The 25,891-nt window shown below is 56.8% G+C and carries 19 protein-coding genes and 1 CRISPR repeat array; of the genes, 8 read left to right on the forward strand and 11 right to left on the reverse strand.

Annotated features, from left to right (window positions below):
- Window positions 1-137: 137 nt before the first annotated feature.
- Window positions 138-1,949, forward strand: coding sequence for a chitinase (locus LJA86_RS02940; protein WP_045908411.1), 1,812 nt, complete (start codon window positions 138-140; stop codon window positions 1,947-1,949).
- A gap of 113 nt (window positions 1,950-2,062) precedes the next feature.
- Here LJA86_RS02940 and LJA86_RS02945 read toward each other — a convergent pair whose 3' ends face one another.
- The 4 genes from LJA86_RS02945 to poxB all read right to left on the reverse strand — a co-directional run bounded on the left by LJA86_RS02945 (window position 2,063) and on the right by poxB (window position 7,374).
- A complete protein-coding gene (locus tag LJA86_RS02945) occupies window positions 2,063-3,076 on the reverse strand; it encodes an NAD-dependent epimerase/dehydratase family protein (protein ID WP_032649241.1) in 1,014 nt (337 codons plus the stop codon).
- Window positions 3,077-3,168: 92 nt separating this feature from the next.
- Window positions 3,169-4,605, reverse strand: a complete 1,437-nt coding sequence (locus tag LJA86_RS02950; protein WP_229225619.1) for an SDR family oxidoreductase — start codon at window positions 4,603-4,605, stop codon at window positions 3,169-3,171.
- A 10-nt stretch (window positions 4,606-4,615) separates the two neighbouring features.
- Window positions 4,616-5,617, reverse strand: a complete 1,002-nt coding sequence (gene ltaE, locus LJA86_RS02955; protein WP_229225620.1) for a low-specificity L-threonine aldolase — start codon at window positions 5,615-5,617, stop codon at window positions 4,616-4,618.
- 38 nt (window positions 5,618-5,655) lie between these two features.
- On the reverse strand, window positions 5,656-7,374 hold the full coding sequence (poxB, locus tag LJA86_RS02960) for a ubiquinone-dependent pyruvate dehydrogenase (RefSeq protein ID WP_023343670.1): 1,719 nt from the start codon (window positions 7,372-7,374) through the stop codon (window positions 5,656-5,658).
- 151 nt (window positions 7,375-7,525) lie between these two features.
- Between poxB and LJA86_RS02965 the strand changes: the two genes are divergently transcribed.
- Window positions 7,526-7,960 carry a DoxX family protein gene (locus LJA86_RS02965; RefSeq protein ID WP_045908406.1) on the forward strand — a complete coding sequence of 145 codons (435 nt, stop codon included), beginning with the start codon at window positions 7,526-7,528 and terminating at the stop codon, window positions 7,958-7,960.
- Window positions 7,961-8,051: 91 nt separating this feature from the next.
- On the opposite strand, the gene hcr is transcribed toward LJA86_RS02965, so the two are convergent.
- The 4 genes from hcr to aqpZ form a co-directional block, all read right to left on the reverse strand.
- Window positions 8,052-9,020, reverse strand: coding sequence for an NADH oxidoreductase (hcr, locus tag LJA86_RS02970; RefSeq protein ID WP_126534819.1), 969 nt, complete (start codon window positions 9,018-9,020; stop codon window positions 8,052-8,054).
- 10 nt (window positions 9,021-9,030) lie between these two features.
- Window positions 9,031-10,683 carry a hydroxylamine reductase gene (gene hcp / locus LJA86_RS02975; RefSeq protein ID WP_111966990.1) on the reverse strand — a complete coding sequence of 551 codons (1,653 nt, stop codon included), beginning with the start codon at window positions 10,681-10,683 and terminating at the stop codon, window positions 9,031-9,033.
- A gap of 144 nt (window positions 10,684-10,827) precedes the next feature.
- Window positions 10,828-11,727: a lysine exporter LysO family protein gene (locus LJA86_RS02980; protein WP_048027153.1), complete on the reverse strand. Its 900-nt coding sequence runs from the start codon at window positions 11,725-11,727 to the stop codon at window positions 10,828-10,830.
- Window positions 11,728-11,897: 170 nt separating this feature from the next.
- On the reverse strand, window positions 11,898-12,593 hold the full coding sequence (aqpZ, locus tag LJA86_RS02985; protein WP_014883193.1) for an aquaporin Z: 696 nt from the start codon (window positions 12,591-12,593) through the stop codon (window positions 11,898-11,900).
- A 290-nt stretch (window positions 12,594-12,883) separates the two neighbouring features.
- Here aqpZ and LJA86_RS02990 point away from each other — a divergent pair, with 290 nt between their 5' ends.
- Entirely contained in the window at window positions 12,884-14,542 is a 1,659-nt protein-coding gene (locus LJA86_RS02990; RefSeq protein ID WP_048027155.1) for an ATP-dependent endonuclease, read from the forward strand.
- Here LJA86_RS02990 and LJA86_RS02995 read toward each other — a convergent pair.
- On the reverse strand, window positions 14,539-15,495 hold the full coding sequence (locus LJA86_RS02995; RefSeq protein WP_229225626.1) for a VirK/YbjX family protein: 957 nt from the start codon (window positions 15,493-15,495) through the stop codon (window positions 14,539-14,541). The two genes, LJA86_RS02990 and LJA86_RS02995, sit on opposite strands and share 4 nt — an antisense overlap.
- A gap of 159 nt (window positions 15,496-15,654) precedes the next feature.
- Between LJA86_RS02995 and macA the strand changes: the two genes are divergently transcribed.
- Entirely contained in the window at window positions 15,655-16,770 is a 1,116-nt protein-coding gene (gene macA / locus LJA86_RS03000) for a macrolide transporter subunit MacA (RefSeq protein ID WP_229225627.1), read from the forward strand.
- Complete coding sequence (macB, locus tag LJA86_RS03005) at window positions 16,767-18,707, forward strand: macrolide ABC transporter ATP-binding protein/permease MacB (RefSeq protein ID WP_045908399.1); 1,941 nt, start codon at window positions 16,767-16,769, stop codon at window positions 18,705-18,707. Before macA ends, macB begins: the two co-directional genes overlap by 4 nt.
- Before the next feature lie 70 nt (window positions 18,708-18,777).
- Here macB and cspD read toward each other — a convergent pair whose 3' ends face one another.
- Window positions 18,778-18,999, reverse strand: coding sequence for a cold shock-like protein CspD (gene cspD, locus LJA86_RS03010; RefSeq protein WP_008499993.1), 222 nt, complete (start codon window positions 18,997-18,999; stop codon window positions 18,778-18,780).
- 267 nt (window positions 19,000-19,266) lie between these two features.
- Between cspD and clpS the strand changes: the two genes are divergently transcribed.
- The 3 genes from clpS to LJA86_RS03025 all read left to right on the forward strand — a co-directional run bounded on the left by clpS (window position 19,267) and on the right by LJA86_RS03025 (window position 22,775).
- Complete coding sequence (gene clpS, locus LJA86_RS03015) at window positions 19,267-19,587, forward strand: ATP-dependent Clp protease adapter ClpS (protein WP_006174393.1); 321 nt, start codon at window positions 19,267-19,269, stop codon at window positions 19,585-19,587.
- A gap of 27 nt (window positions 19,588-19,614) precedes the next feature.
- Window positions 19,615-21,894: an ATP-dependent Clp protease ATP-binding subunit ClpA gene (clpA, locus tag LJA86_RS03020; RefSeq protein ID WP_014831269.1), complete on the forward strand. Its 2,280-nt coding sequence runs from the start codon at window positions 19,615-19,617 to the stop codon at window positions 21,892-21,894.
- A 443-nt stretch (window positions 21,895-22,337) separates the two neighbouring features.
- On the forward strand, window positions 22,338-22,775 hold the full coding sequence (locus tag LJA86_RS03025) for a hypothetical protein (RefSeq protein ID WP_229225628.1): 438 nt from the start codon (window positions 22,338-22,340) through the stop codon (window positions 22,773-22,775).
- Between the two features lie 175 nt (window positions 22,776-22,950).
- Window positions 22,951-25,260: direct repeats of the CRISPR family, unit length 28 nt; unit sequence GTTCACTGCCGTACAGGCAGCTTAGAAA.
- A gap of 169 nt (window positions 25,261-25,429) precedes the next feature.
- Here the strand turns inward: LJA86_RS03025 and infA are convergent.
- Window positions 25,430-25,648, reverse strand: a complete 219-nt coding sequence (gene infA, locus LJA86_RS03030; protein ID WP_002211347.1) for a translation initiation factor IF-1 — start codon at window positions 25,646-25,648, stop codon at window positions 25,430-25,432.
- Between the last annotated feature and the right edge of the window lie 243 nt (window positions 25,649-25,891).

Here is a 25,891-nt window from a genome sequence, read left to right on the forward strand (position 1 = left end):
TTTGTTTTTTGAAGAATTCCTTTTGGTGTTCTTCAGAAAATGAAAAAGAACCACACTCTCAGGCTTATTTATTAAGGGAGTAATACATAAGCCGGGAATGTACTCACCCTAGTTGCTTAAATACAGGATTATTTGAAATGACGAAAAGGACATTACTGAGCGTTCTCGTGGCGGGAGCATGCATTGCACCCTTTATGGCGCAGGCTGCATCACTGCAGGCGGCCAGCAGCGAGCCGTACACCATGAAAGCCAGCGATCTGGCGAAAAAGGAAAAAGAGCTGACCAATTTCCCGCTGATGGTTTCGGTGAAAGACACCATTGCGACTCTGGACAACAGCCTCGTTGAGCAGATTGAGCCAGGTCGTGCGTCGAACCCTGACAACGTCAAGCGCGTGGAAGGGATCGTGAAGGCCAGCGACTGGGAATATCTCTTCCCGCTGCGCGCTCAGTCTTACACCTACAGTAACTTCCTGAAGGCTGTTGGTAAATTCCCGGCACTGTGTAAGACCTATAACGATGGTCGCGACAGCGACGCCATTTGCCGCAAAGAGCTGGCGACCATGTTTGCCCACTTTGCGCAGGAAACCGGCGGTCATGAAAGCTGGCGTCCGGAAGCCGAATGGCGTCAGGCCCTGGTTCACGTTCGTGAAATGGGCTGGACCGAAGGCCAGAAAGGCGGCTATAACGGCGAATGTAACCCTGACATCTGGCAAGGACAGACCTGGCCATGCGGTAAGGACAAAGACGGCGACTTCGTAAGCTACTTTGGCCGCGGCGCGAAGCAGCTGTCTTACAATTACAACTACGGTCCGTTCTCGGAAGCGATGTTTGGCACCGTCCGCACCCTGCTCGACAAACCTGAGCTGGTGGCGGATACCTGGCTGAACCTGGCGAGTGCGATCTTCTTCTTCGCCTATCCGCAGCCGCCAAAACCAAGCATGCTGCAGGTTATCGATGGCACCTGGCAGCCAAACGATCACGATAAAGCCAACGGCCTAGTTCCTGGCTTCGGCGTGACCACCCAGATCATCAACGGTGGCGTAGAGTGCGGTGGTCCGACCGAGATTGCCCAGTCTGAAAACCGCATCAAGTACTACAAAGAGTTCGCGAACTACCTGAAAGTGCCAGTTCCGGCGAATGAAGTGCTGGGCTGCGCCAACATGAAGCAGTTCGATGAAGGCGGCTCCGGTGCGCTGAAGATCTACTGGGAGCAGGACTGGGGATGGAGTCCGGATACGCCGGACGGTAAGACCTACTCCTGCCAGCTGGTGGGTTACCAGACGCCGTTCAGCGCGTTCAAAGAGGGTGACTACACCAACTGCGTTAAGAAGTTCTATAACGTGAACATCATTAACGATGACGGCTCGGCAGTGACCCCAGGCGAAGACAAAACTCCGGCAGACACCACACCGCCAGCGGATACCACGCCAGCGGAAGATACCACCCCTGTTGAACCGGCAACCGTGAATCACGCCCCTGTGGCGCAGATTGCGGGCCCAATCGGGGCAGTTGAAGCGGGTGCGCAGGTTTCCCTGAGCGCGGAAGGCTCCACAGACGCCGACGGTAACAAGCTGACCTACACCTGGCGTTCCCAGGATGGCCAGACCGTGACCGGTCAGGACAAAGCGGTGGTGACCTTCAAGGCACCAGAGTCTGCAACGGCTCAGCAGTACGAAATCGGCCTGACCGTCAGTGATGGCGAACTGACCAGCACCACGTCCTACCTGCTGAACGTGAAAGCGAAAGCCACGTCTAAGGACGAAGGCACTTCCGGCTCTTACGCCGCGTGGAGCGCGAACAGCAAGTACAACGCAGGTGATATCGTGAACAACCACGGTAAACTGTTCCAGTGCAAACCGTTCCCGTACAGCGGCTGGTGTAACAACTCTCCGGCATACTACGAACCAGGCGCTGGCCTGGCGTGGGCAGATGCCTGGACAGCTCTGTAAAAGCAAACGGCAACCCTCGGGTTGCCGTTTTCGTACATGAGGCTAATGGGGCGATGGGGCAGTACGGAGCAGTTGTAGGCCCGGTCAGGCGAAGCCGCCACCGGGCAAAAAGGCTAGCGATGAAGCTTCCCGTGATCCCGTAACCACGCCGCCGTGCGCATAATCCCTTCATCCAGCGTCACAACCGGTTTATACCCCAGCTCATTCTCCGCCCGCGAAATATCCAGCGTGAAGTCAAAGTTGAGTTTAGAGACACCGTAATGCGTCAGCGCAGGCTCTTTGGCTGTTTTACTGCCAAAGCGCTCCATGCTGCGGGCAATCATATCCAGCATGGGATAGGGAACAGAACGGATACGGCAGTCGATCTGCAGCTCGTCGATCAGCCGCTGCACAATGCTGCGCAGCGTGCAGGGTTCGCCATTAGTGATGTTATAGGCACGACCGGAGATCAGCTTATCGCAGTCCGGCTGGCTGGCCAGCCACATGGCGTGAACGGCATTTTCGTAATAGGTCATATCCACCAGCGCATCGCCGCCGCGCGGCAGCAGCACGCTGCCGTAGTGGTGCATCATCTGCGCCAGACGCGGAATAAATACCTTGTCGTGCGGCCCGAACAGGCTCTGCGGACGCAGGACCGTAAAGCGGGTATGCGGGTTTGACTGCGCCAGCAGGTCAATGACCTCTTCGCTGGCCGCCTTGCTGCGGGCAAATTCACAGGCAAAACGGGCAGGGCGGAAATCTTCCTGCACGTCACGATGGTGGTGATAGTCGAAATAGAGTGACGGTGACGAGATATGAATAAAGTTACGCACGCCCCAGGCAACGGCCCATTCACCCAGACGGCGGGTGGCCCGCACGTTGGCGAGATCGAAGGCTTCCTGGGTCCCCCACGGGGAGGTAAAACTGGAACAGTGCCATAGCGTGTCGATACCGGCGAGCATCACTTTCGCCTGCGAGGAGACGAGCTCCGTCAGGTCGGCATGGACGAACTCTGCGCCCATTTTTTGCAGCAGTTTACCCATCGCTTCGTTGCGACCGGTAGCCCTGACGCTGATGCCTTTATTGCGCAGAAATTCGACCGCATTTCGGCCTAAGCCGCTGGTCGCCCCGGTAACCAGTACCTTCATAGCTATCCACTGTGTTGAAAAGAATTTCGTGCGCATTCTTTCGTGAATTACGGCGCTATGCAATGGGAAAGGTGAAAGAAAGAGAGTTTTATTTAGATCTTTTCCGTCTTTTGTTCTGCCCGTTGCGCAATGCGTTTCGCCATGCCCCGGAAGATAAACAGGTGGGCAGGTATCATCAACAGCCAGTAGAACAGACCCGGCATTCCGTGCGGATGCCACCATGCGCGGACGTCCAGTTCACGATGATCGCCTTTGTCTTTCAGGGTAAAGCAGAGTCGGCCCAGCCCCGGGGCTTTCATGCCGAACAGCAGCGCCAGCTGTTTTTCCGGCTCGACAATAATCACCTTCCAGCTGTCAACCGCGTCACCCACCTCAAGATACGGGCGTGCCGGACGGCCTTTTGCCAGCCGGTGGCCCACCAGCAGGTCCATTGCCCCGCGCGTTTGCCAGAGGAGATTACCGAAGAAATACCGTTCTTTGCCGCCAATCTGGTTCACCACCTCCCACAGCGCGGCCAGGCTGGCGCCGGTTTTCACCGTACAGCCCGCCTGTTTCGGGTAATAACCATACTCCGGCCGCCAGCGGGCAAACGCCTGGGCGTCGTAACCCCAGTCGCTGGAGTTCACCAGCTTTTCTTCTTCCTTGAGCGTGTTGCGCACGGCATCGTCAAAGCGGATCAGGTCCTGGGGAATTAAGGCGCGCAGCGCGCGATCGTCGGCCAGTAAATCATGCTTCAGCCCCTGAATAAGCGCTTTGGCGGTCGTCGGCGGCACCGAGGTGATCACATTCAAAAACCACACCGAAATCCAGCGGGTCGGGAAGGGAATGGGGATCAGCCAGCGGCGGCGTCCGCTGACGCGCATGAAATGTTCGAACTGCTCCTGATAGCTCAGCACGTCCGGGCCTGCCGCCTCGAGCACGCGGTGTTGCTCCGCCGGATGATCCAGCAGGGCCACCAGATAATGCAGCAGGTTCTCCAGCGCAATCGGCGTGGTGCGCGAACGGACCCAGCGCGGCGGCGTGAGCACCGGCAGGTTGTAGACCATATCGCGCATCACTTCGAAGGCGGCAGAGCCTGCGCCGACGATGATCCCGGCGCGCAGTTCGGTGACGGGGATATTGGCCCCCCGCAGGATGTCCGCCGTCAGCTGGCGGGCGCGCAGGTGATCGGACTGCTCGTGTTCAGGTGCCTGGAGTGAACTGAGAAAAATCACCTGCTTCACCGGGGTTTGCAGCAGGGCATCGCGGACATTCATCGCCACCTGACGCTCGTGGGCGATAAAATCCCCGCCTTCGCCCATGCTGTGCACCAGGTAGTAAAGGGTGTCGACCCCGTCCAGCAGCGCGGGAAGCGACTTTGGCCAGTTGAGGTCAACGTTGTGACAGGTAACGCCCGCTAAACTGAGTTTTTGCAGGCGTTCGGTGTTGCGTGCCGCAGCCAGCACCTGGTGCCCCTGCTGGCTTAACGCCGCGGTGAGATGCTGACCGATATACCCGCTGGCGCCGAGCACCAGAATGCGTTGCGGCACGTGCTGCTCCTTATCGCTGTAAAAACGCCTGCCAGTGTTTCACCACCTCGGTCAGCTGCTCGCGGCTGACGTCGAGATGCGTGACCAGACGCACGACAGGCGAGGCGTTGATCAGCACGCCACGTGCTTTCATGAACTCGCCAAGCGCAGCGGCGTGGTCATCGCCCACGCGGACGAACAGCATGTTAGTGTCGTGGCGCATCACGTCGGCGCCAATTTCACGCAGCTGTGCCGCCATCCACGCGGCGTTGTCGTGATCGTCCTTCAGGCGCGCCACATTGTTTTTCAGGGCATACAGCCCCGCAGCTGCCAGAATACCCGCCTGACGCATGCCGCCGCCGGTCATTTTGCGCCAGCGGTTGGCACGCTTGATGTAGTCGGTATTGCCGACGAGCAGGGAACCCACTGGGGTGCCCAGCCCTTTAGAGAGGCAGATGGTGAATGAGTCGCAGTATTGTGTAATCTCTTTCAGCTCGCAGCCGTACGCCACCACGGCGTTGAAGATGCGCGCGCCGTCCACGTGCAGGCCCAGCCTGCGTTCGCGGGTAAATTCCCATGCGGCTTTCAGGTATTCGCGCGGCAGCACTTTGCCGTTGTGGGTGTTTTCAAGGCTGAGCAGCCTGGTGCGGGCAAAGTGAATATCGTCAGCTTTGATTTTCGCCGCGACCTTATCAAGGGGCAGGGTGCCGTCCGGCGCGGCGTCAATCGGCTGCGGCTGAATGCTGCCGAGCACCGCGGCACCGCCGGCTTCGTAGAGGTAGTTATGCGCGCCCTGGCCGACAATGTACTCTTCACCGCGCTCGCAGTGGCTGAGCAGCGCCACCAGGTTAGCCTGCGTGCCGGTGGGCAAGAACAGGGCGGCCTCTTTTCCGCTCAGCTCTGCGGCATAGCGCTGCAGTTCGTTTACCGTCGGGTCGTCGCCGTAGACGTCGTCCCCGACCGGGGCGGCCATCATCTCTTCGAGCATGGCGCGACTCGGGCGGGTAACGGTATCACTGCGTAAATCAATCATGGCATGTCCTTATATTTAAAAAGGCGATGCCAGATGTTTTACCTGAGCCAGTTGGTTTTTGCCAGTTCGATCACCTCGTCACCGCGACCGCTGATGATGGCGCGCAGCATGTACAGGCTAAAACCTTTGGCCTGCTCCAGCTTGATCTGTGGCGGGATGGCCAGCTCTTCTTTGGCGACGACCACATCCACCAGCACCGGGCCGTCGATGGAGAAGGCGCGCTGCAGGGCTTCATCCACCTCGGAGGCTTTCTCCACGCGGATGCCGGTGATGCCGCAGGCCTCGGCGATGCGGGCAAAGTTGGTGTCGTGTAGCTCGGTGCCGTCCGTCAGATAGCCTCCAGCCTTCATCTCCATCGCCACGAAGCCCAGCACGCTGTTGTTAAAGACCACGATTTTCAGCGGAAGCTTCATCTGCACCACCGACAGGAAATCGCCCATCAGCATGCTGAACCCGCCGTCGCCGCACATCGCCACCACCTGGCGCTCCGGCGCTGTCGCTTTTGCGCCCAGCGCCTGTGGCATGGCGTTAGCCATCGAGCCGTGGTTGAACGAGCCGAGCAGACGGCGCTTGCCGTTCATTTTCAGGTAGCGTGCCGCCCAGACGGTTGGCGTGCCTACGTCGCAGGTGAAAATGGCATCGTCGTCCGCGAAATGGCTGATCTGCTGCGCCAGATACTGCGGGTGAATGGCTTTGTCGCTCGGTTTGGCGAGATCGTCCAGACCCTTACGGGCATCGCGATAGTCGCTTAGCGCTTTATCGAGGAACTTGCGATCGGTTTTCTCTTCCAGCAGCGGCAGCAGGGCGGCAAGGGTGGATTTGATGTCGCCCACCAGCGCCATATCGACCTTGCTGTGCGCGCCGATGCTGGCCGGGTTGATATCAATCTGAATGATTTTGGCGTCCGTCGGGTAGAACGCGCGGTACGGGAACTGGGTGCCGAGCAGGATCAGCGTGTCGGCGTTCATCATGGTGTGGAAGCCGGAAGAAAAACCGATCAGTCCGGTCATGCCCACGTCGTACGGGTTATCGTATTCGACGTGCTCTTTGCCGCGCAGGGCGTGGACGATCGGCGCTTTCAGCTTACCGGCAAATTCCAGCAGCTCCTTGTGCGCGCCCGCGCAGCCGCTGCCGCACATCAGGGCAATATTGCTGGCGTAACGCAGCAGCTGCGCCAGCTTTTTCAGCTCCTCCTCGGCTGGCGTTACCACCGGCTGCGGCGCGTGATACCAGTGGGTGCTGGCCCCTTCTGGCGCAGCCTTGAGGGCCACGTCGCCCGGAATAACGACCACCGAAACGCCGCGATTCAGCACGGCCTTGCGCATGGCGATCGCCAGAACCTGCGGGATCTGCTCCGGGGATGAAACCAGTTCGCAATAGTGGCTGCATTCACGGAACAGCTCCTGCGGATGCGTCTCCTGAAAATAGCCGCTGCCGATTTCGGACGAGGGGATGTGGGCGGCAATCGCCAGCACCGGCACGTGATTGCGGTGGCAGTCGAAGAGGCCGTTGATCAGGTGCAGGTTACCTGGACCGCAGGATCCGGCGCAGACGGCCAGTTCACCGGTAAGCTGCGCTTCAGCACCTGCGGCGAACGCGGCAACCTCTTCATGGCGGGTCGGCATCCATTCGATGGTCTTCATCTTGTTGAGGCTGTCGCTGAGTCCGTTCAGGGAATCGCCGGTGACGCCCCAGATACGTTTTACGCCAGCCTGTTCGAGCGTTTTCGCTATATATGCAGCCACGGTTTGTTTCATGGTTGTCCGTCTCCTTTTTGTGATAACGCTTACAAGCTTAGAAGAAAGTCTCCGTATTGCCCGTCAAATCCCCCCAATTAAAAGGTGCTTTTCACGTGCAATTATTCGGCATAATCTGGTGATACCTCAGTGAAAACAGGAATCATTTCAAATGGTTAAATCATTGTTAATTGCTGTTAATGAAAAGCTATCGTGCGACGATCTTGGCAAACTCTTGTTACGACTTGCCGTCGGCGGGCTGATGCTCTTTCACGGTTTGCATAAGCTGTTTGGTGGGGTGGGCTTTATCAGCGGCATGCTGGTGGAGAAAGGGCTGCCGGGGTTTATCGCCTACGGCGTGTTGATTGGCGAAGTGGTGGCGCCGATCCTGATTATTGTCGGGCTCTTTACGCGCCCGGCCGCGCTGGTGCTGGCGTTTACGATGATCGTGGCATGGCTGATGGTGGGAATGGGGGAAACGCTCGCCCTTGATAAGGTTGGCGCATGGGCGATTGAAAGCCTGGTGTACTTCTTTATCGGCTCGCTGGCGGTGGCGTTTTTAGGCGCAGGGCGGTTTGCGCTGGGGAAAGCGCCTGCGTGGCGGTAGGGCGGTAGTAGGCCGGGTAAACGCAGTGCCACCCGGCAAAAAAGCCCGGTGGCGCTGACGCTTACCGGGCCTACGATCGAAAGCATAACCTTTATGCGAGGACGAGATCACCCTGTGGATGGCACGAGCATGCCAGCACGTAACCCTCGGCAATTTCCGCGTCGGACAACGTCATGGTGCTGGTGACGGTGTACTCCCCGGAAACCACCTTCGTTTTACAGCAGCCGCACACCCCGGCGCGGCAGGCCGCTACCACCGGCACGTGGTTGCTTTCCAGCGCCTCCAGCAGCGTGGTTCCCACGCGGCCAAAGAAGGTCTGCGCAGGCTGCAGTTTGGTAAACGTAATCCCGCTGGTTGCTGCTTCCGCCACCGGCGTGAAAAACTGCTCTTTGAAGAAGCGGGTCACGCCGAGCGCTTTCACATCTTCTTCCACGATAGCCATGTACGGCGCCGGGCCGCAGGTCATCACGGTGCGGTTCGCGATATCCGGCACGCTTTGCAGCAGCTCGCGGCTCAGGCGACCGGGCACAAAACCGTGCGTCGCGTTGTGCTCAGCCACCAGCGTCACCGGATAATCACGCCACTCCTCGGCAAAAATCACATCCTCCGGAGAGCGCACGCTGAAGATCACCTGCACGTCGGCCTGCGGGCGGTGTTTGGCCAGCCAGCGGCGCATTGACATAATCGGCGTTACGCCACAGCCCGCCGCCAGCAGCAGGAATTTCTCTTCCGCTTTGTCGTCACAGGTGAATTCACCCTGCGCATCGGACAGCCAGATATAATCCCCGCGCTTCACGTCCCGGGTCAGCCATTCTGAACCGGCTCCGCCTTCAATGCGACGGACGGTAAGCGTGATGTACTCGCTCACGCCCGGCGTGGAAGAAAGGGTGTAGGCGCGCAGGGTGTCTGCCGAATGGCGAACGCTAACCAGCGCATACTGACCCGCACGGTACGGATAGTAGTCGTGGCACAGCAGCGACAGCGTCCACACATCCGGCGTCTCCTGATGGATGTGATGAACCTGCATGCGCCACGGGCAGTGTGAGGTTGGCATGGTCATGAGTTACTCCTTACGCGCTCAGCAGTTGCTTCATATCGTCTTCAACGTTGGTCACGGAGCGCAGACCGAATTTTTCATTGAGCACCGCCAGCAGGTCCGGCGTCAGGAAGCCTGGCGCGGTCGGGCCAGTCACGATGTTAGTCACGCCCAGAGAGAGCAGGGTCAGCAGGATGACAATCGCTTTCTGCTCAAACCACGAGAGCACCAGCGACAGCGGCAGGTCGTTCACGCCGCAGCCCAGTTTCTCTGCCAGGGTAACGGCCAGAATGATGGCCGAATAAGCATCGTTGCACTGGCCCGCATCGATCAGGCGCGGCAGACCTTCGATGTCGCCGAAGTCCAGCTTATTGAAACGGTATTTTCCGCACGCTAGGGTCAGGATCAGGCAGTCTTCCGGCACGCGGGTGGCGAAATCGGTAAAGTAGTTACGCTCGCCGCGCGCGCCGTCGCAGCCGCCGACGAGGAAGATGTGGCGCAGCTTTTCACGGCTGACGAGATCGATCAGCGAGTCAGCGGCACCGAGCAGGGTTTCACGACCGAAGCCGACGGTGATCAGATGCGGGATCTCGCTGTACGGGAAGCCTGCCATCTGCTGCGCTTGCGCTATCACCGGACCGAAATCGTCACCTTCCAGATGGCTCACGCCCGGCCAGCCGACGATGCTGCGGGTCCAGATGCGGTCGTCATACGCGCCCACGGTCGGGTCGATGATGCAGTTAGAGGTCATCACGATAGGGCCAGGGAAGCGGGCAAATTCCACCTGCTGGTTCTGCCAGCCGCTGCCGTAGTTACCGATCAGGTGCTTAAACTTACGCAGCTCCGGATAGCCGTGCGCCGGCAGCATTTCACCGTGGGTATAGACGTTAACGCCGGTGCCTTCGGTCTGCTTCAGCAGGTTGTAGAGATCTTTCAGGTCATGACCGGAGATCAGGATACATTTACCCTCGGTCGCTTTGACGTTGACCTGCGTTGGGGTCGGATGGCCGTAGGTGCTGGTTTCACCGGCGTCCAGAATGCTCATCACCCTGAAGTTCATCTGCCCGATTTCCATCGAGCATTCCAGCAGCGCGTTCATATCGGCAGGCCAGGTGCCCAGCCACGCCATGATTTTATGGTATTGCGCGTAAATGTCGTTGTCGTATTGACCGAGCACATGCGCGTGCTCCATATAGGCTGCCGCGCCTTTCAGGCCGTACAGGCACAGCAGGCGAAGGCCGAGAATGTTCTCGCCAATCGCCGCTTTGTCTTTATTCGGCGTGAATTCTGCCGCCTGACGCTGCAGCTCGCCCAGATCGTCACTCACCAGCTGAAGGTCTGACATCGGGTTTTCCACGCGGGCGCTGGCGTCCGCCTTCAGACACTGCGCCTTCAGCGCTTCACGCAGGGCAATGGCTTCGCGGGCATAGCCAACAATGCGCGGAGAGTCGAAGTTAACGTTGGTTAGCGTGGAGAAGAAGGCGCGCGGGGCGAAGCTGTCGACGTAGTGGTCGATGATGCCATATTCGCGGGCTTTAAACGCCCATGCGGAAAGGCCTTGCAGGGCCGCAATCAGCAGGTCCTGAAGGTCAGATGTTTCTGCGGTTTTGCCGCACATACCCTGTGCGTAAGAGCAGCCATTGCCTGCCGGGGTACGGATGGTTTGTTCACATTGCACACAAAACATAATCACACCTGTTAAAGTTATATTTAATATACATGTTTAAGGTTATGCCTGTGCCAGAACGGTGAAAAGGGCTTTTTGCTACTAAATAGAGGGAGATTGATTTAGCGCAATTTTGGCGGCAGGAACCCTACCGCCAAAGAAGTATCAGGCCGAGAAGACGGCCATCAGAACCGGAACCAGCAGGCTTAAAATAAAGCCGTGAACGATGGCGGCGGGCACCATCTCCAGCCCGCCAGAGCGTTGTAACACTGGCAGGGTAAAGTCCATCGACGTCGCGCCGCACAGGCCCAGCGCGGTAGAGCGGCTGCGGCGAACCAGTCCCGGGATCAGCATTATGGCGATCAGTTCACGCGCCAGATCGTTAAAGAAGGCGGCGCTGCCGATCACCGGACCGAATGATTCGGTCAGCAAAATACCGGAGAGGGAATACCAGCCAAAACCTGACGCCATCGCGAGGCCGGTTTTCAGCGGCAGGTCGAGAATAAAAGCGTTAATCACGCCCGCCACCATGGAGCTGGCGATAACAATGACCGCGACCATCATTCCCCGACGGTTCAGAACAATTTGCTTCAGCGTCATGCCATTATTTCGCAGCTGGATACCGATTAGGAACAGCAGGAAGATCAGCGTATATTCACTGGCCTCTGTTGCGTGCTGTAAAAACGCCCAGCCGGTCAGCCCAAGCAGAAAACCGAGCACCACGACGCCGCACAGTTTTAATGATTCCAGCGCCATCGCAATTCGGGAAGGCAGCTTTTCCTGATGATGATGGTTTTTCCACGGAACGGTGCGCTCAAGCCAGAATAATGCGGCGATATTACACAGCAAAATAACCACCACGGTGACCACCGAATAATGCAGGATGGAAAGCAAATTCGTCGCCAGATTATCCAGGAAGGCCAGGCTTATCCCCATAAAGAAAAGAATGACGTAAACAATCCAGCTGAGAAAACGGTTGATGAGCCGTAATGCGGATTCTCTGTGCAGCGGAATAAGGTAGCCCACAATCAGGGGCAGCAGAATAATGAGGAGTCCTGAAAACATGAACAGCCGGTCCTTTTGAGTATCTGTTGAGCGCCAGAGACACTACCCAATAAAGGCTGTCAGGTAAAGGAGCAATAAAAAAGCCGGGTGGCGGCTGCGCCTTACCCGGCCTACAAGTGCACTTTCACGTAGGTCGGGTAAGCGTTAGCGCCGCCCGACACCGCGCGCAATTAATCGCGTTTTTCCAACAGGGTGCGGTACAGCACGCCACCCAGAATACCGCCAATAATCGGCATGACCCAGAACAGCCACAGCTGCTCAAGCGCCCAGCCGCCCTGGAAGATGGCGACGGCGGTACTGCGTGCCGGGTTAACGGAGGTGTTGGTGACCGGAATCGAAATCAGGTGAATAAGGGTCAGCGCCAGACCAATCGCAATAGGGGCAAAGCCTGCTGGCGCGTGTTTATCGGTTGCGCCGTGGATCACCAGCAGGAAGCCTGCGGTCAGCACAATTTCAATCACGATGGCAGACAGCATGGAATAACCGCCCGGAGAATGCTCGCCGAAGCCGTTAGAGGCGAAGCCGCTGGCCGCCGCGTCGAACCCGGCTTTACCGCTGGCAATCACGTACAGAACGCCCGCTGCGATAATACCGCCAACCACCTGGGCGACAATATAACCAATCACATCTTTCGCCGGAAAACGACCGCCGGCCCATAAACCTAACGTTACTGCCGGGTTAAAATGACCGCCGGAAATATGCCCCACGGCAAAGGCCATGGTTAATACGGTCAAACCAAATGCCAGCGCGACGCCGACAAAACCGATACCTAATTCCGGGAATGCTGCTGCCAGAACGGCGCTACCGCAGCCACCAAATACCAGCCAGAATGTACCAAAGCATTCTGCAGCCAATTTTCTAAACATAACCACCTCAAATAATTTTCCGCACGCTTTCCCGCGCACGGGATATATCGCCATAAAGGGATGACAACTCAAAGAGTCCGTATTTTAAAAACCAACAACACCCCTTCGCCACTTAAATAAATTCGATTAATTTGATTTAAGGCAATGTGATGTCAATCCTTGTTCAAATCAGCGGTAAATAGAGCATAGACCAATTCTCGCCACGGTGAATGTTGTGCTGTCGTGACAAGGCGCCTCCCGCTATACTGCTGATAACTTAAAGGAAAAAGTGTTCATTGCGCGGGGGATTTATGCTTCTCGAACGTGTGGAAATTGTCGGGTTTCGCGGTATTAACCGCCTGTCGCTGCAGCTGGAACAGAACAACGTCCTGATCGGCGAGAACGCGTGGGGTAAGTCCAGCCTGCTGGATGCGCTGACGTTACTGCTTTCGCCCGAAGACGATCTGTATCACTTCGTTCGCGACGACTTCTGGTTCCCGCCCGGCGACGTGACGGGGCGCGAGAAGCACCTGCATATCATCCTGACGTTCCGCGAATCCGAGCCCGGACGGCATCGGGTGCGTCGCTTCCGCCCGCTGTCACCCTGCTGGGTGCCGTGCGATGACGGCTTCCACCGAATTTTCTATCGGCTGGAGGGTGAAATGGCGGAAAACGAGGGCGTATTGACCCTGCGTGATTTTCTTGATGAGAAAGCCAGTCCGATCCCGCTGGACAATATCGACGATCTGGCCCGCCACCTGATCCGCCTGACGCCGGTGTTGCGCCTGCGCGACGCGCGTTTTATGCGGCGTATACGTAACGGTACCGTCCCGAATATGCCGGAAGTGGAAGTCACCGCCCGCGAGCTGGATTTTCTGGCAAGAGAGCTGGTGTCGCGTCCGCAAAATCTGACCGATGGTCAAATTCGTCAGGGGCTGTCCGCGATGGTACAGCTTCTGGAGCACTATTTTTCCGAGCAGGGGACGTCGGAGTCGCGCCATCGCCTGATGCGCCGCCGCTCTCATGACGAGCAGCGCAGCTGGCGCTACCTCGATATCATTAACCGGATGATCGACCGGCCCGGCGGTCGTACTCATCGGGTGATTTTGCTGGGGCTGTTTTCAACGCTTCTGCAGGCTAAAGGCACCGTTCGTCTTGACCGGGACGCCCGGCCGCTGCTGCTGGTGGAAGACCCGGAAACGCGCCTGCATCCCATCATGCTCTCCGTGGCATGGCATCTGCTGAACCTGCTGCCGCTCCAGCGCATTACGACCACCAATTCCGGTGAATTATTATCGCTGACGCCGGTAGAGCACGTCTGTCGTCTGGTGCGTGAATCTTCCCGCGTCTCCGCCTACCGCTTAGGGCCGGGGGGATTGAACGCGGAAGACGGGCGGCGCATCGCGTTTCATATTCGCTTTAACCGCGCGTCGTCGCTCTTTGCCCGCTGCTGGCTGCTGGTGGAGGGAGAGACGGAAACCTGGGTCATCAACGAACTGGCGCGCCAGTGCGGCCACCATTTTGATGCGGAAGGCATTAAGGTGATTGAATTCGCCCAGTCGGGACTCAAGCCGCTGATCAAATTTGCCCGCCGGATGGGGATCGAGTGGCACGTTCTGGTCGACGGTGATGAGGCGGGCAAAAAATATGCCTCGACCGTACGCAGCCTGCTGAATAACGAGCGAGAAGAAGAGCGCGACCATCTAACCATGCTGCCCGCCATGGACATGGAGCACTTTATGTATCGTCAGGGGTTCGACGACGTATTCCACCGAATTGCCATGGTGCCGGTCGATGTCCCGATGAACATGCGGCGCGTGATCGCCAAAGCTATTCATCGTTCTTCAAAACCGGATTTAGCCATTGAGGTGGCGACGGAAGCGGGGAGACGGGGCGTGGAGGCGGTGCCGACCCTGTTGCGGAAGATGTTCTCCCGCGTGCTGTGGCTGGCACGCGGGAGAGCGGATTAACGTTGAGTCGCCTGGTTCACCTGCTGAATCAGGCTATCCAGCAGCGCGTAGCGGCGGCGATATTCGGAACGCTTTTTACTCGCGATCTCTTCCATCGGTTTGCGCGGCATGACGAGGGGCAGCATGAAGTTGCCGCTATCCTGCTTTTCACCGCCGATGGAGATCCAGAAACTGTCGTAATCGGCCAACAGTTTCCCCTCTTTTTTCTTGCGGTAGCGCCAGCTGCGATAAATATGGGTGTCGTTACTGACGGCGACAATCTGTTCTACCGGGAAGGCGGTGCCGAGCGTCATGGCGGCTTCGACCAGCAGACGTTTCGGGAACAGACCATGGCAGGCCTTCGTCGCGCCCTGGATCAGCTCATGGGGAACGTGGGCTTTTGCGCCCTGCAGGCCGCCGATAAACAGCGTCGATTTTCCCTCAAACTGGCACAGGGTGAAGGTCATCTCGGCCAGCACCGTATTCTGATGGTCGCAGAAGGCGAGGGTGGCTTCCCCTTCTTTATCCAGAAACGCATCGGCGCACAGGCGGACGGTAAATTGCTCTTCATCTTTACCGGTTAAGGTGAGCAGCGTGAAGCCCTTTTTCGACAGATAGCCCGACAGCAGCGTCGCCGGCATATGGCGGCTCATCGTTTGATAGTGCCAGTTAAGGGACTCGAGGGCCTGCTGGCGATCCATATTCACCGTCAGCCAGGGGCGATGCAGACGGCACGGCAGTCCTGGCTGTACCTGCAGCATTTGCATCAGGCTCGGCTGTTTTGCAAGGCTCGTCAACAGGCGAGCGGTACTTACAGGCGTCGCCAGCGAACGTAGCATGAATTTACGTCGATAGGCGGGGTTTTGCCACGCCAGCCCTGGCGTGAGCTTACCGGAAGCCAGATGACTGAAGAGCTGCCAACCCGATGCAGGCTGTGGCAGGTTTGAAAAAGGTGTATCGACGATGGAAGACATGTTAGATCCTGCTTCTTGATGAAGATTTCCATTTCAGCAGGCGAACGTTCAACGTCTCGTAAACAAATTGTGACGATTTCGGAGAACAGGGGTTTCGTTGAGGAGTCGTTTAGATAGAATCAGCATTTATCATTGCCAGAACATTTATTTGGAATATTTATGAACCTCAAGGGAAAACGCAGAACGCTGTTTCTGCTGCTGGCGGTCGTGGTGTTAGCCGGTGGATACTGGCTATGGCAGGTGCTGAATGCGCCAGTGCCGCAGTATCAGACGCTGATTGTTCGCCCGGGCGAACTGCAGCAAAACGTCCTCGCGACGGGCAAGCTTGATGCCCTGCGCAAGGTTGACGTCGGCGCGCAGGTCAGCGGTCAGCTGAAAACGCTGTCGGTTGAGATTGGCGATAAGGTGAAAAAAGGCCAGTTGCTCGGCGTGATCGATCCTGAACAGGCTGAGAACCAGATCCGCGAGGTGGAAGCCACGCTGATGGAGCTGCGCGCGCAGCGTGCGCAGGCGCAGGCAGAGCGTAACCTGGCCCAGGTGACGCTGACCCGTCGGCAGGCGCTGGCCAAAACCCAGGCGATCTCGAAGCAGGATTTAGACACGGCCACCACGGAACTGGCGGTGAAGCAGGCGCAGATTGGCACGATTGACGCGCAAATCAAACGTAACCAGGCCTCGCTGGATACGGCAAAAACCAACCTCGACTACACCCAGATCGTGGCGCCGATGGCCGGTGAGGTCACTCAGATCACCACGCTGCAGGGGCAGACGGTGATTGCCGCGCAGCAGGCGCCAAACATTCTGACGTTGGCGGACATGAGCACCATGCTGGTCAAAGCCCAGGTCTCCGAGGCGGATGTGATCCATCTGAAGCCGGGGCAGAACGCCTGGTTTACGGTGCTGGGCGACCCGCAGACGCGCTACGAAGGCGTGCTGAAGGACATTCTGCCGACGCCGGAAAAAGTGAACGATGCCATCTTCTACTATGCCCGTTTTGAAGTGCCGAACCCGAAGGGCGTGCTGCGTCTCGACATGACCGCGCAGGTGCATATTCAGTTGACCGGTCTGAAGAACGTGCTGACCATTCCGCTCTCTGCGCTGGGTGAATCCGCCGGGGAGAGCCGCTATAAAGTGAAAGTGCTGCGCAACGGCGAAACGCGCGAGCGTGAAGTGGTGATTGGCGCGCGCAATGACACCGACGTGGTGGTGGTGAAAGGGCTGGAAGAGGGTGAGGAGGTTGTTGTCAGTGAAAGCCTGCCCGGAGCGGCGAAATGACGGCATTGCTTGAGCTGAAGGACATTCGCCGCAGCTATCCGTCGGGCGATGGCCCGGTGGAGGTGCTGAAGGGCATCTCCCTGCGCGTGGAAGCGGGCGAGATGGTGGCGATTGTCGGGGCATCGGGTTCCGGTAAATCGACGCTGATGAACATTCTCGGCTGTCTGGATAAGCCGACCAGCGGGACCTATCGCGTGGCCGGAACGGATATCTCCACGCTGGATGGCGACGCGCTGGCGAAGCTGCGCCGGGAGCACTTCGGCTTTATCTTCCAGCGTTACCATCTGCTTTCTCACCTCAATGCCGCGCAGAACGTGGAAGTTCCGGCGGTCTATGCGGGCGTCGAGCGGAAAAAACGGCTCGAGCGCGCGCAGATGCTGCTGACGCGTCTGGGGCTGGCGGAGCGGGTGGAGTATCAGCCCTCGCAGCTATCCGGCGGCCAGCAGCAGCGCGTGAGTATTGCCCGTGCCCTGATGAACGGCGGGCAGGTGATCCTCGCGGATGAGCCGACCGGCGCACTCGACAGCCATTCCGGCGAAGAGGTGATGGCGATCCTGCACCAGCTTCGCGATCAGGGGCACACCGTGATCATCGTGACCCACGATCCGCAGGTGGCGGCGCAGGCGGAGCGAATCATTGAGATCCATGACGGCGAGCTGGTCAGCAACCCGCCGCCGCGTGAGTCCAGGGCTGCGGCGCCGAAAGAAGTGCTCCCGGCATCAACCGGCTGGGGACAGTTTTCCAGCGGCTTTCGTGAAGCGCTGACCATGGCCTGGCTGGCGATGGCGGCCAATAAAATGCGTACCCTGTTGACCATGCTCGGCATCATCATCGGTATTGCCTCGGTGGTGTCGATTGTGGTGGTGGGCGATGCGGCCAAGCAGTTGGTGCTGGCTGATATCCGCGCTATTGGCACCAATACCATTGACGTCTATCCCGGCAAAGACTTCGGGGACGACGAGCCGCAGTATCAGCAGGCACTAAAATACGACGATCTGGCGGCCATTCAGAAGCAGCCGTGGGTCAACTCCGCCACGCCTGCGGTGTCGCAGAATCTGCGCCTGCGGGTGGGCAATGTTGACGTGGCAGCCAGCGCGAACGGCGTCAGCGGGGATTATTTCAACGTCTACGGCATGACCTTCAGCGAAGGCGCCACCTTCAACGCCGAGCAGCTGGCGGGCAGGGCGCAGGTGGTGGTGCTGGACGCGAATTCGCGCAGACAGCTCTTCCCCAATAAAGCCAACGTGGTGGGCGAAGTGATCCTGGTCGGCAACATGCCTGCCACGGTCATCGGCGTGGCGGAAGAGAAACAGTCGATGTTTGGCAGCAGCAAGATCCTGCGCGTCTGGCTGCCCTATACCACTATCTCCGGGCGGATTATGGGGCAGTCCTGGCTCAACTCCATCACCGTGCGCGTGAAGGAGGGCTACGACAGCGCGCTGGCCGAGCAGCAGCTTGAGCGGCTGTTAACCCTGCGCCACGGGAAGAAGGATTTCTTCACCTGGAATATGGACGGCCTCTTGAAAACGGCGGAAAAGACCACACGTACTCTTCAGCTGTTCCTCACACTGGTGGCGGTGATTTCGCTGGTCGTCGGCGGTATCGGGGTGATGAACATCATGCTGGTGTCGGTAACCGAGCGAACCCGGGAGATTGGCATCCGCATGGCGGTCGGGGCCAGAGCCAGCGACGTGCTGCAACAGTTTTTGATTGAAGCCGTGCTGGTGTGTCTGGTCGGCGGTGCGATGGGGATTGCGCTCTCGATGATGATCGCCTTCGCACTCCAGCTCTTTTTACCCGGCTGGGAGATTGGCTTCTCGCCGGTGGCCATTATTACCGCATTCTTGTGTTCAACCTTTACCGGCATTTTGTTTGGCTGGTTGCCCGCCCGCAACGCGGCGCGGCTGGATCCGGTGGATGCGCTGGCTCGGGAATAACCCGAAAATAAAAATGCCAGCCGATCGGGCTGGCATTTTGACTGCGGGATGTACACAATAAAACAGAGAGCTATGCAACCGTCTCTGCTTCAATGGGGACGATAAGGCTTGCATGATTGCCTTTTGGTCCCTGGTGTACATCGAACCGGACGGACTGCCCGGCTTTGAGCGTTCTGTAACCATCCATCTGAATGGTGGAATAGTGAGCGAAGATATCCTCGCCGCCGCCTTCGGGGCAGATGAAGCCAAACCCTTTGGCGTTGTTGAACCACTTAACAGTACCCATTTCCATGCTTCGACATCCTTCGTAAATCTTATAAGTTAAGATGGAATGAACCGGTGGTGGAGTGGGGGCTGTTCAAAACCTCGCCATCTCACGCTTGTACAATTTAGAGAAACGAAAGAAGTCGTCAAGCGTTTGGCGCTGGAGATGGGACAATAATCAACCAAAGTTTGAAGCAGTTAACGCTATTGCAACAGTTTGTGACAGACATCGCGGATGACAGTAATAGATGATTGTTATCTAACATCTGAGGTAGATTCAAAGTGGTTATGCAAAATGGGTAAGACCAACGACTGGCTGGATTTTGACCAGCTGGCGGAAGACAAAGTGCGTGACGCGCTAAAACCGCCATCTATGTATAAAGTTATGTTAATGAACGATGATTACACGCCGATGGAATTTGTTATTGACGTGCTACAAAAGTTCTTTTCTTATGATGTAGAACGTGCAACGCAACTGATGCTTACCGTTCATTATCGTGGCAAAGCTATCTGCGGCATCTTCACTGCCGAAGTGGCGGAAACCAAAGTGGCGATGGTGAACGACTATGCGAGGGAGAACGAGCATCCGTTGCTGTGTACGCTGGAAAAGGCCTGATAAGGCATAAAATTGGGGGAGGTGCCTATGCTCAATCAAGAACTGGAACTCAGTTTAAACATGGCTTTCGCCAGAGCGCGTGAGCACCGACATGAGTTTATGACCGTCGAGCATTTACTGCTCGCACTGCTTAGCAACCCATCTGCCCGCGAAGCGCTGGAAGCCTGCTCCGTGGATCTGGTGGCGCTACGTCAGGAACTCGAAGCCTTCATCGAACAAACCACACCGGTGCTGCCAGCCAGTGAAGAGGAGCGCGACACGCAGCCGACGCTCAGCTTCCAGCGTGTGCTGCAGCGCGCGGTATTCCACGTCCAGTCTTCCGGACGTAGCGAAGTGACTGGCGCAAACGTCTTAGTCGCCATCTTCAGCGAGCAGGAGTCACAGGCTGCCTATCTGCTGCGCAAACACGAAGTCAGCCGCCTCGATGTGGTTAACTTTATCTCTCACGGAACGCGCAAAGACGAGCCTAACCAGGCCTCGGATTCCAGCAATCAGGTCAATAACAATGAAGAGCAAGCAGGCGGGGAGGATCGTATGGAAAACTTCACCACCAACCTTAATCAGCTTGCTCGCGTTGGCGGTATCGACCCGCTGATTGGTCGCGATAAAGAGCTGGAGCGCGCGATCCAGGTGTTGTGCCGTCGCCGCAAGAACAACCCGCTGCTGGTGGGGGAATCTGGCGTGGGTAAAACCGCGATTGCCGAAGGGCTTGCCTGGCGCATTGTGCAGGGCGACGTGCCGGAAGTGATTGCCGACTGCACCATCTACTCGCTGGATATCGGCTCGCTGCTGGCGGGCACGAAATACCGCGGTGATTTTGAAAAACGCTTCAAGGCGCTGTTAAAACAGCTGGAGCAGGACACCAACAGCATCCTGTTTATCGATGAGATTCACACCATCATCGGCGCGGGTGCGGCTTCCGGCGGCCAGGTGGATGCGGCTAACCTGATCAAACCGCTGCTCTCCAGCGGCAAGATCCGCGTGATTGGCTCCACCACCTACCAGGAGTTCAGCAACATCTTTGAGAAAGACCGTGCGCTGGCGCGCCGCTTCCAGAAAATCGACGTGACCGAACCGTCCGTCGAGGAAACGGTGCAGATCATCAACGGCCTGAAGCCGAAGTACGAAGCGCACCACGACGTGCGTTATACCGCGAAAGCGGTGCGTGCGGCGGTGGAGCTGGCGGTGAAATACATCAACGACCGTCATCTGCCGGATAAGGCGATTGACGTGATTGATGAGGCAGGGGCACGTGCGCGTCTTATGCCGGCCAGCAAGCGTAAGAAAACCGTTAACGTGGCGGATATTGAGTCCGTGGTGGCCCGCATCGCGCGTATCCCTGAGAAAAGCGTCTCTCAGAGCGACCGCGACACGCTGCGCACCCTCGGCAATCGCCTGAAAATGCTGGTCTTTGGTCAGGATAAAGCCATTGAGGCCTTAACCGAAGCGATCAAGATGGCCCGTGCCGGGCTGGGGCATGAGCACAAGCCTGTCGGTTCCTTCCTGTTTGCCGGCCCGACCGGCGTGGGGAAAACCGAGGTAACGGTTCAGCTCTCCAAAGCGCTGGGCATCGAGCTGCTGCGCTTTGATATGTCCGAGTATATGGAGCGTCACACCGTCAGCCGTTTGATCGGTGCGCCTCCGGGATACGTGGGCTTTGACCAGGGCGGCCTGCTCACCGACGCGGTGATCAAGCATCCGCACGCGGTACTGCTGCTCGATGAAATCGAGAAAGCGCACCCGGACGTGTTCAACATCCTGCTGCAGGTGATGGACAACGGGACGCTGACCGACAACAACGGGCGCAAAGCGGACTTCCGTAACGTGGTGCTGGTGATGACCACCAACGCCGGGGTACGTGAAACCGAGCGTAAATCTATCGGCCTGATCCACCAGGATAACAGCACCGATGCGATGGAGGAGATCAAGAAGATCTTCACGCCGGAGTTCCGTAACCGTCTGGACAACATCATCTGGTTCGATCACCTGTCTACCGAGGTGATCCATCAGGTCGTGGACAAGTTCATCGTCGAGCTGCAGGTTCAGCTGGATCAGAAAGGCGTGTCGCTGGAAGTGAGCCAGGAGGCCCGCAACTGGCTGGCCGAGAAAGGCTACGACCGTGCGATGGGCGCCCGTCCGATGGCGCGTGTGATTCAGGACAACCTGAAGAAACCGCTGGCGAACGAGCTGCTGTTTGGCTCGCTGGTGGACGGCGGCCAGGTGACCGTGGCGCTGGACCAGGCGAAGAACGAACTGACGTACGATTTCCAGAGTGCGGCGAAGCACAAGCCGGAAGCGGCTCACTGAGTGAGTTGAACGTTAATGTTAAAAACCGGGCGAATGCCCGGTTTTTTTATGCCTGCTTTTCTCCCTCGCCCTGTGGGAGAGGGGTGGGGTGAGGGTAACAGACCGCAGAGGAATTTTGCGAGGCGCTTTCCAGTTTCTTTCGAAGTCAGTTGCTGGATAAATCCACAGTAATAAAATGGCGGCGCACCTGCAAAATCAGGTGCCGGGATTGGCGTCCTGATTACACACGAGAAATGATGTTGATACGTCAACTATCATCAGGTTCGTTCACACTTTTGAAAGCTAGCGATATAATCCGCAGACTCAATTATGGTGGGCTGAACCGGGGCTTCTTTTGAAGCGCCGATTTTCCCGTGTGGGTCGGTACGCCAAACCGGTTCAGTCTGCCACCTGAGTTGGCGTTCGGGTGGAGATCTCATCATTTCACACGGAGTCATAACCAAATGGAACATAACAATTTTTCACAGCTCTACACCGAACTCTCCCTCAACCCCGATCTTCCAACCCTTGCCGAGCGCTGCAAACTGCTCACCGAAATCCTTCTCGACTGCAAATCACTCCCCCAAACGCAGCCCGTTTGCCGTTGCCTCGGAGCTTACCTGGAAGAGGTGAAATTCGGCCTCACAGAATCCATGCGTGATTTTCAGGTGGTGGAATTTGAGGACGAAGCGGAACAACCGCGACAAAAAGAGTGGTTGCTGGAAGATACCGAAACGAAATGTGACTACAGCCGGGCGTTAAACCATGTGCTGCTGGTGTCGCATTTTGACCGCGATATGTTGCCGCACCTCACGGGGCTTCTTCATGACATTGCGCATTCGATGGTCGCAGATGTCGTTGCGCCTCAAAGTGCAGAAACGGTAATTCACATTATTTCCTGAGTGCTATCCGAGGCGTCGGGAGGGCCTCTGACGCCATTGGTTTAAACCCTTTTTTCTGATGCTTACGTAACATATTGATTTATATGGTGTGGATTTGCGTTCCAGAAAAAAGGGTTTTATGCGTATAAGTTGATTATTTTGTTTGCTAACAATAAGATGGCGTTGTTTCCTTTCAGTTCACTGCCGTACAGGCAGCTTAGAAAATTCAGCAGCAAGGGCAGCAAGCTTTCGACAAGTTCACTGCCGTACAGGCAGCTTAGAAATACTCCGCCGGACGATGGCACATACACGTATAGTTCACTGCCGTACAGGCAGCTTAGAAAATGCCGTCCCAACCCCCGCCACCGGGCGGGAAGTTCACTGCCGTACAGGCAGCTTAGAAATGACCAGGAAAACACATTCCTGATTGACGACTGTTCACTGCCGTACAGGCAGCTTAGAAAGTCTTGCTGACACTAACGCGCTAATTATCATTGTTCACTGCCGTACAGGCAGCTTAGAAACGCTGAAAATCGACTCTACCGCTCCCGCGTCGTGTTCACTGCCGTACAGGCAGCTTAGAAAGATCAGCGACCTTTTAGCGCTCCGCGATAAGTGTTCACTGCCGTACAGGCAGCTTAGAAAAAGGGCTGGCGAAAGCCGGCCTTTCTTATGGCGTTCACTGCCGTACAGGCAGCTTAGAAAGAGCTCAACAAGGCCTTCGCCAAACTTTTTAAGTTCACTGCCGTACAGGCAGCTTAGAAATTCTTGCATGTTGGAAATCACGTCAGTCATGTGTTCACTGCCGTACAGGCAGCTTAGAAACATGATGCATACCTCGAACACTGTTTTTATATGTTCACTGCCGTACAGGCAGCTTAGAAATGCCGGGTCATGCCATCCATAAGCAGCTTCATGTTCACTGCCGTACAGGCAGCTTAGAAATCCGGGCTTCGACGTTCGACACTAGCCCGGTTGTTCACTGCCGTACAGGCAGCTTAGAAAAAACATATATGGCGATTATCCATGCAAAAAATGTTCACTGCCGTACAGGCAGCTTAGAAACGGTTCCCGATTCAGATACGGGCTTGCGCAACGGTTCACTGCCGTACAGGCAGCTTAGAAAGCGTGGCCAGTCCTCCGTTCCTCAGTCATTGCGTTCACTGCCGTACAGGCAGCTTAGAAAGTGAACGTGCTCGTCTCCTGAAAACAGACCCAGTTCACTGCCGTACAGGCAGCTTAGAAACATGAACATGGCGGTAAACCCTGACTGTTACCGTTCACTGCCGTACAGGCAGCTTAGAAAGTGCTGGCGCTGCTAGATGAGCTGGAAGCCAAGTTCACTGCCGTACAGGCAGCTTAGAAATGGTTGAGTCTGCGGAGATACCAACCGCCCACGTGCGCTGCCGTACAGGCAGCTTAGAAACGCGGCGGCACTCGTTATACTGAAATTATTCGGTGCACTGCCGTACAGGCAGCTTAGAAAAGCAGCACGCGAAACCGCCGCCAGCGTTTTACGTGCACTGCCGTACAGGCAGCTTAGAAAAAGAGCTGGAGTAAGGCAAAGCGGGCGCAATGTGCACTGCCGTACAGGCAGCTTAGAAAAAGCTCGCAAACCACGCCGCCAAGAAATGGCAGTGCACTGCCGTACAGGCAGCTTAGAAAATGCTCAGCAGTGCGCGAGCTATCGACTACCAGTGCACTGCCGTACAGGCAGCTTAGAAAATTGCTATCCCTGCGGCTTTTGCCTCGGCGCTGTGCACTGCCGTACAGGCAGCTTAGAAATCTGTGCCGCCGTATGTCAGCTCGCTTTCGATGTGCACTGCCGTACAGGCAGCTTAGAAAATAACATGAGAGGGATTATGCATGAGGCAAGTGTGCACTGCCGTACAGGCAGCTTAGAAAACGAGCCCGGCCTGATTGCCAGTTATCAGGATGTGCACTGCCGTACAGGCAGCTTAGAAACCCAAAGGCTCGATGTGTGCGGCATTGCCTCCCGTGCACTGCCGTACAGGCAGCTTAGAAAGCAAAGAAATGGCAGCGGCAGACGGGTGGGGTGTGCACTGCCGTACAGGCAGCTTAGAAAGCCAGGGGGCAAATGGTCAAACGCTGGTTGTGGTGCACTGCCGTACAGGCAGCTTAGAAAAGGCGCTTGTTTTGCACACCGGTTTCCGGTTTGTGCACTGCCGTACAGGCAGCTTAGAAACATCACTTCCGCGTCTTCCGCGTAGTTGAATTGTGCACTGCCGTACAGGCAGCTTAGAAACTATGCCTTGGGGGCGCCCTGGGGGCGTCGCCGTGCACTGCCGTACAGGTAGCTTAGAAATGACCAAACGGCGTGGCGCGCCAGCCAGACTTGTGCACTGCCGTACAGGCAGCTTAGAAATAGCGCATCTGTTCGTATTCGGTAACCCGTCCGTGCACTGCCGTACAGACAGCTTAGAAAGGCAACAGCCAGCTCACGCGTAGGGAAAGAAGGTGCACTGCCGTACACGCAGTTTAGCAAAATAGAAAATAAGGTCTCCCTTTACTCTCTACACTGTCGAACAGACAGCCCTGAAGCTGGAACGAACGGCTAAATAATTGTTCAAATAATCAACTGCACCACAAAAAAATAAGGCCGGGGAAAACCCCGGCCTTATTTAATATTCATCTGCCATTACAGGCGAAAACAATTAGCGACTACGGAAGACAATGCGGCCTTTGCTCAGGTCGTACGGGGTCAGTTCAACAGTCACTTTGTCGCCCGTCAAAATGCGGATGTAGTTTTTGCGCATTTTACCGGAGATGTGCGCAGTTACCACGTGACCGTTTTCCAGCTCTACGCGAAACATGGTATTAGGCAACGTATCAAGTACGGTACCCTGCATTTCAATATTGTCTTCTTTGGCCATCTAATCCTCTGGGGTATCACTACCAAGTTTTGAACCGGCAAGATAATGCCGAAATTCATCAATTAAGTAAAGAATTGCGCGATTAAAACGCAGCAAAACAGTTTCGGCGCATTGCCCAAGCGTCACGGTACAACCGAACAGGAAGCGCATTCGTAAAGGGGAGACAACAGGATAAACGTCAGGACGTTATCTGAAGCGAGGGTCCCAAACGGCGGCGGGGCAACAGGCAGAAGCTACTCTGCG

Source organism: Enterobacter sp. TCD1-1 (genome assembly GCF_020567405.1).
In the GTDB taxonomy this organism is placed as follows: Bacteria; Pseudomonadota; Gammaproteobacteria; order Enterobacterales; family Enterobacteriaceae; genus Enterobacter; species Enterobacter quasiroggenkampii.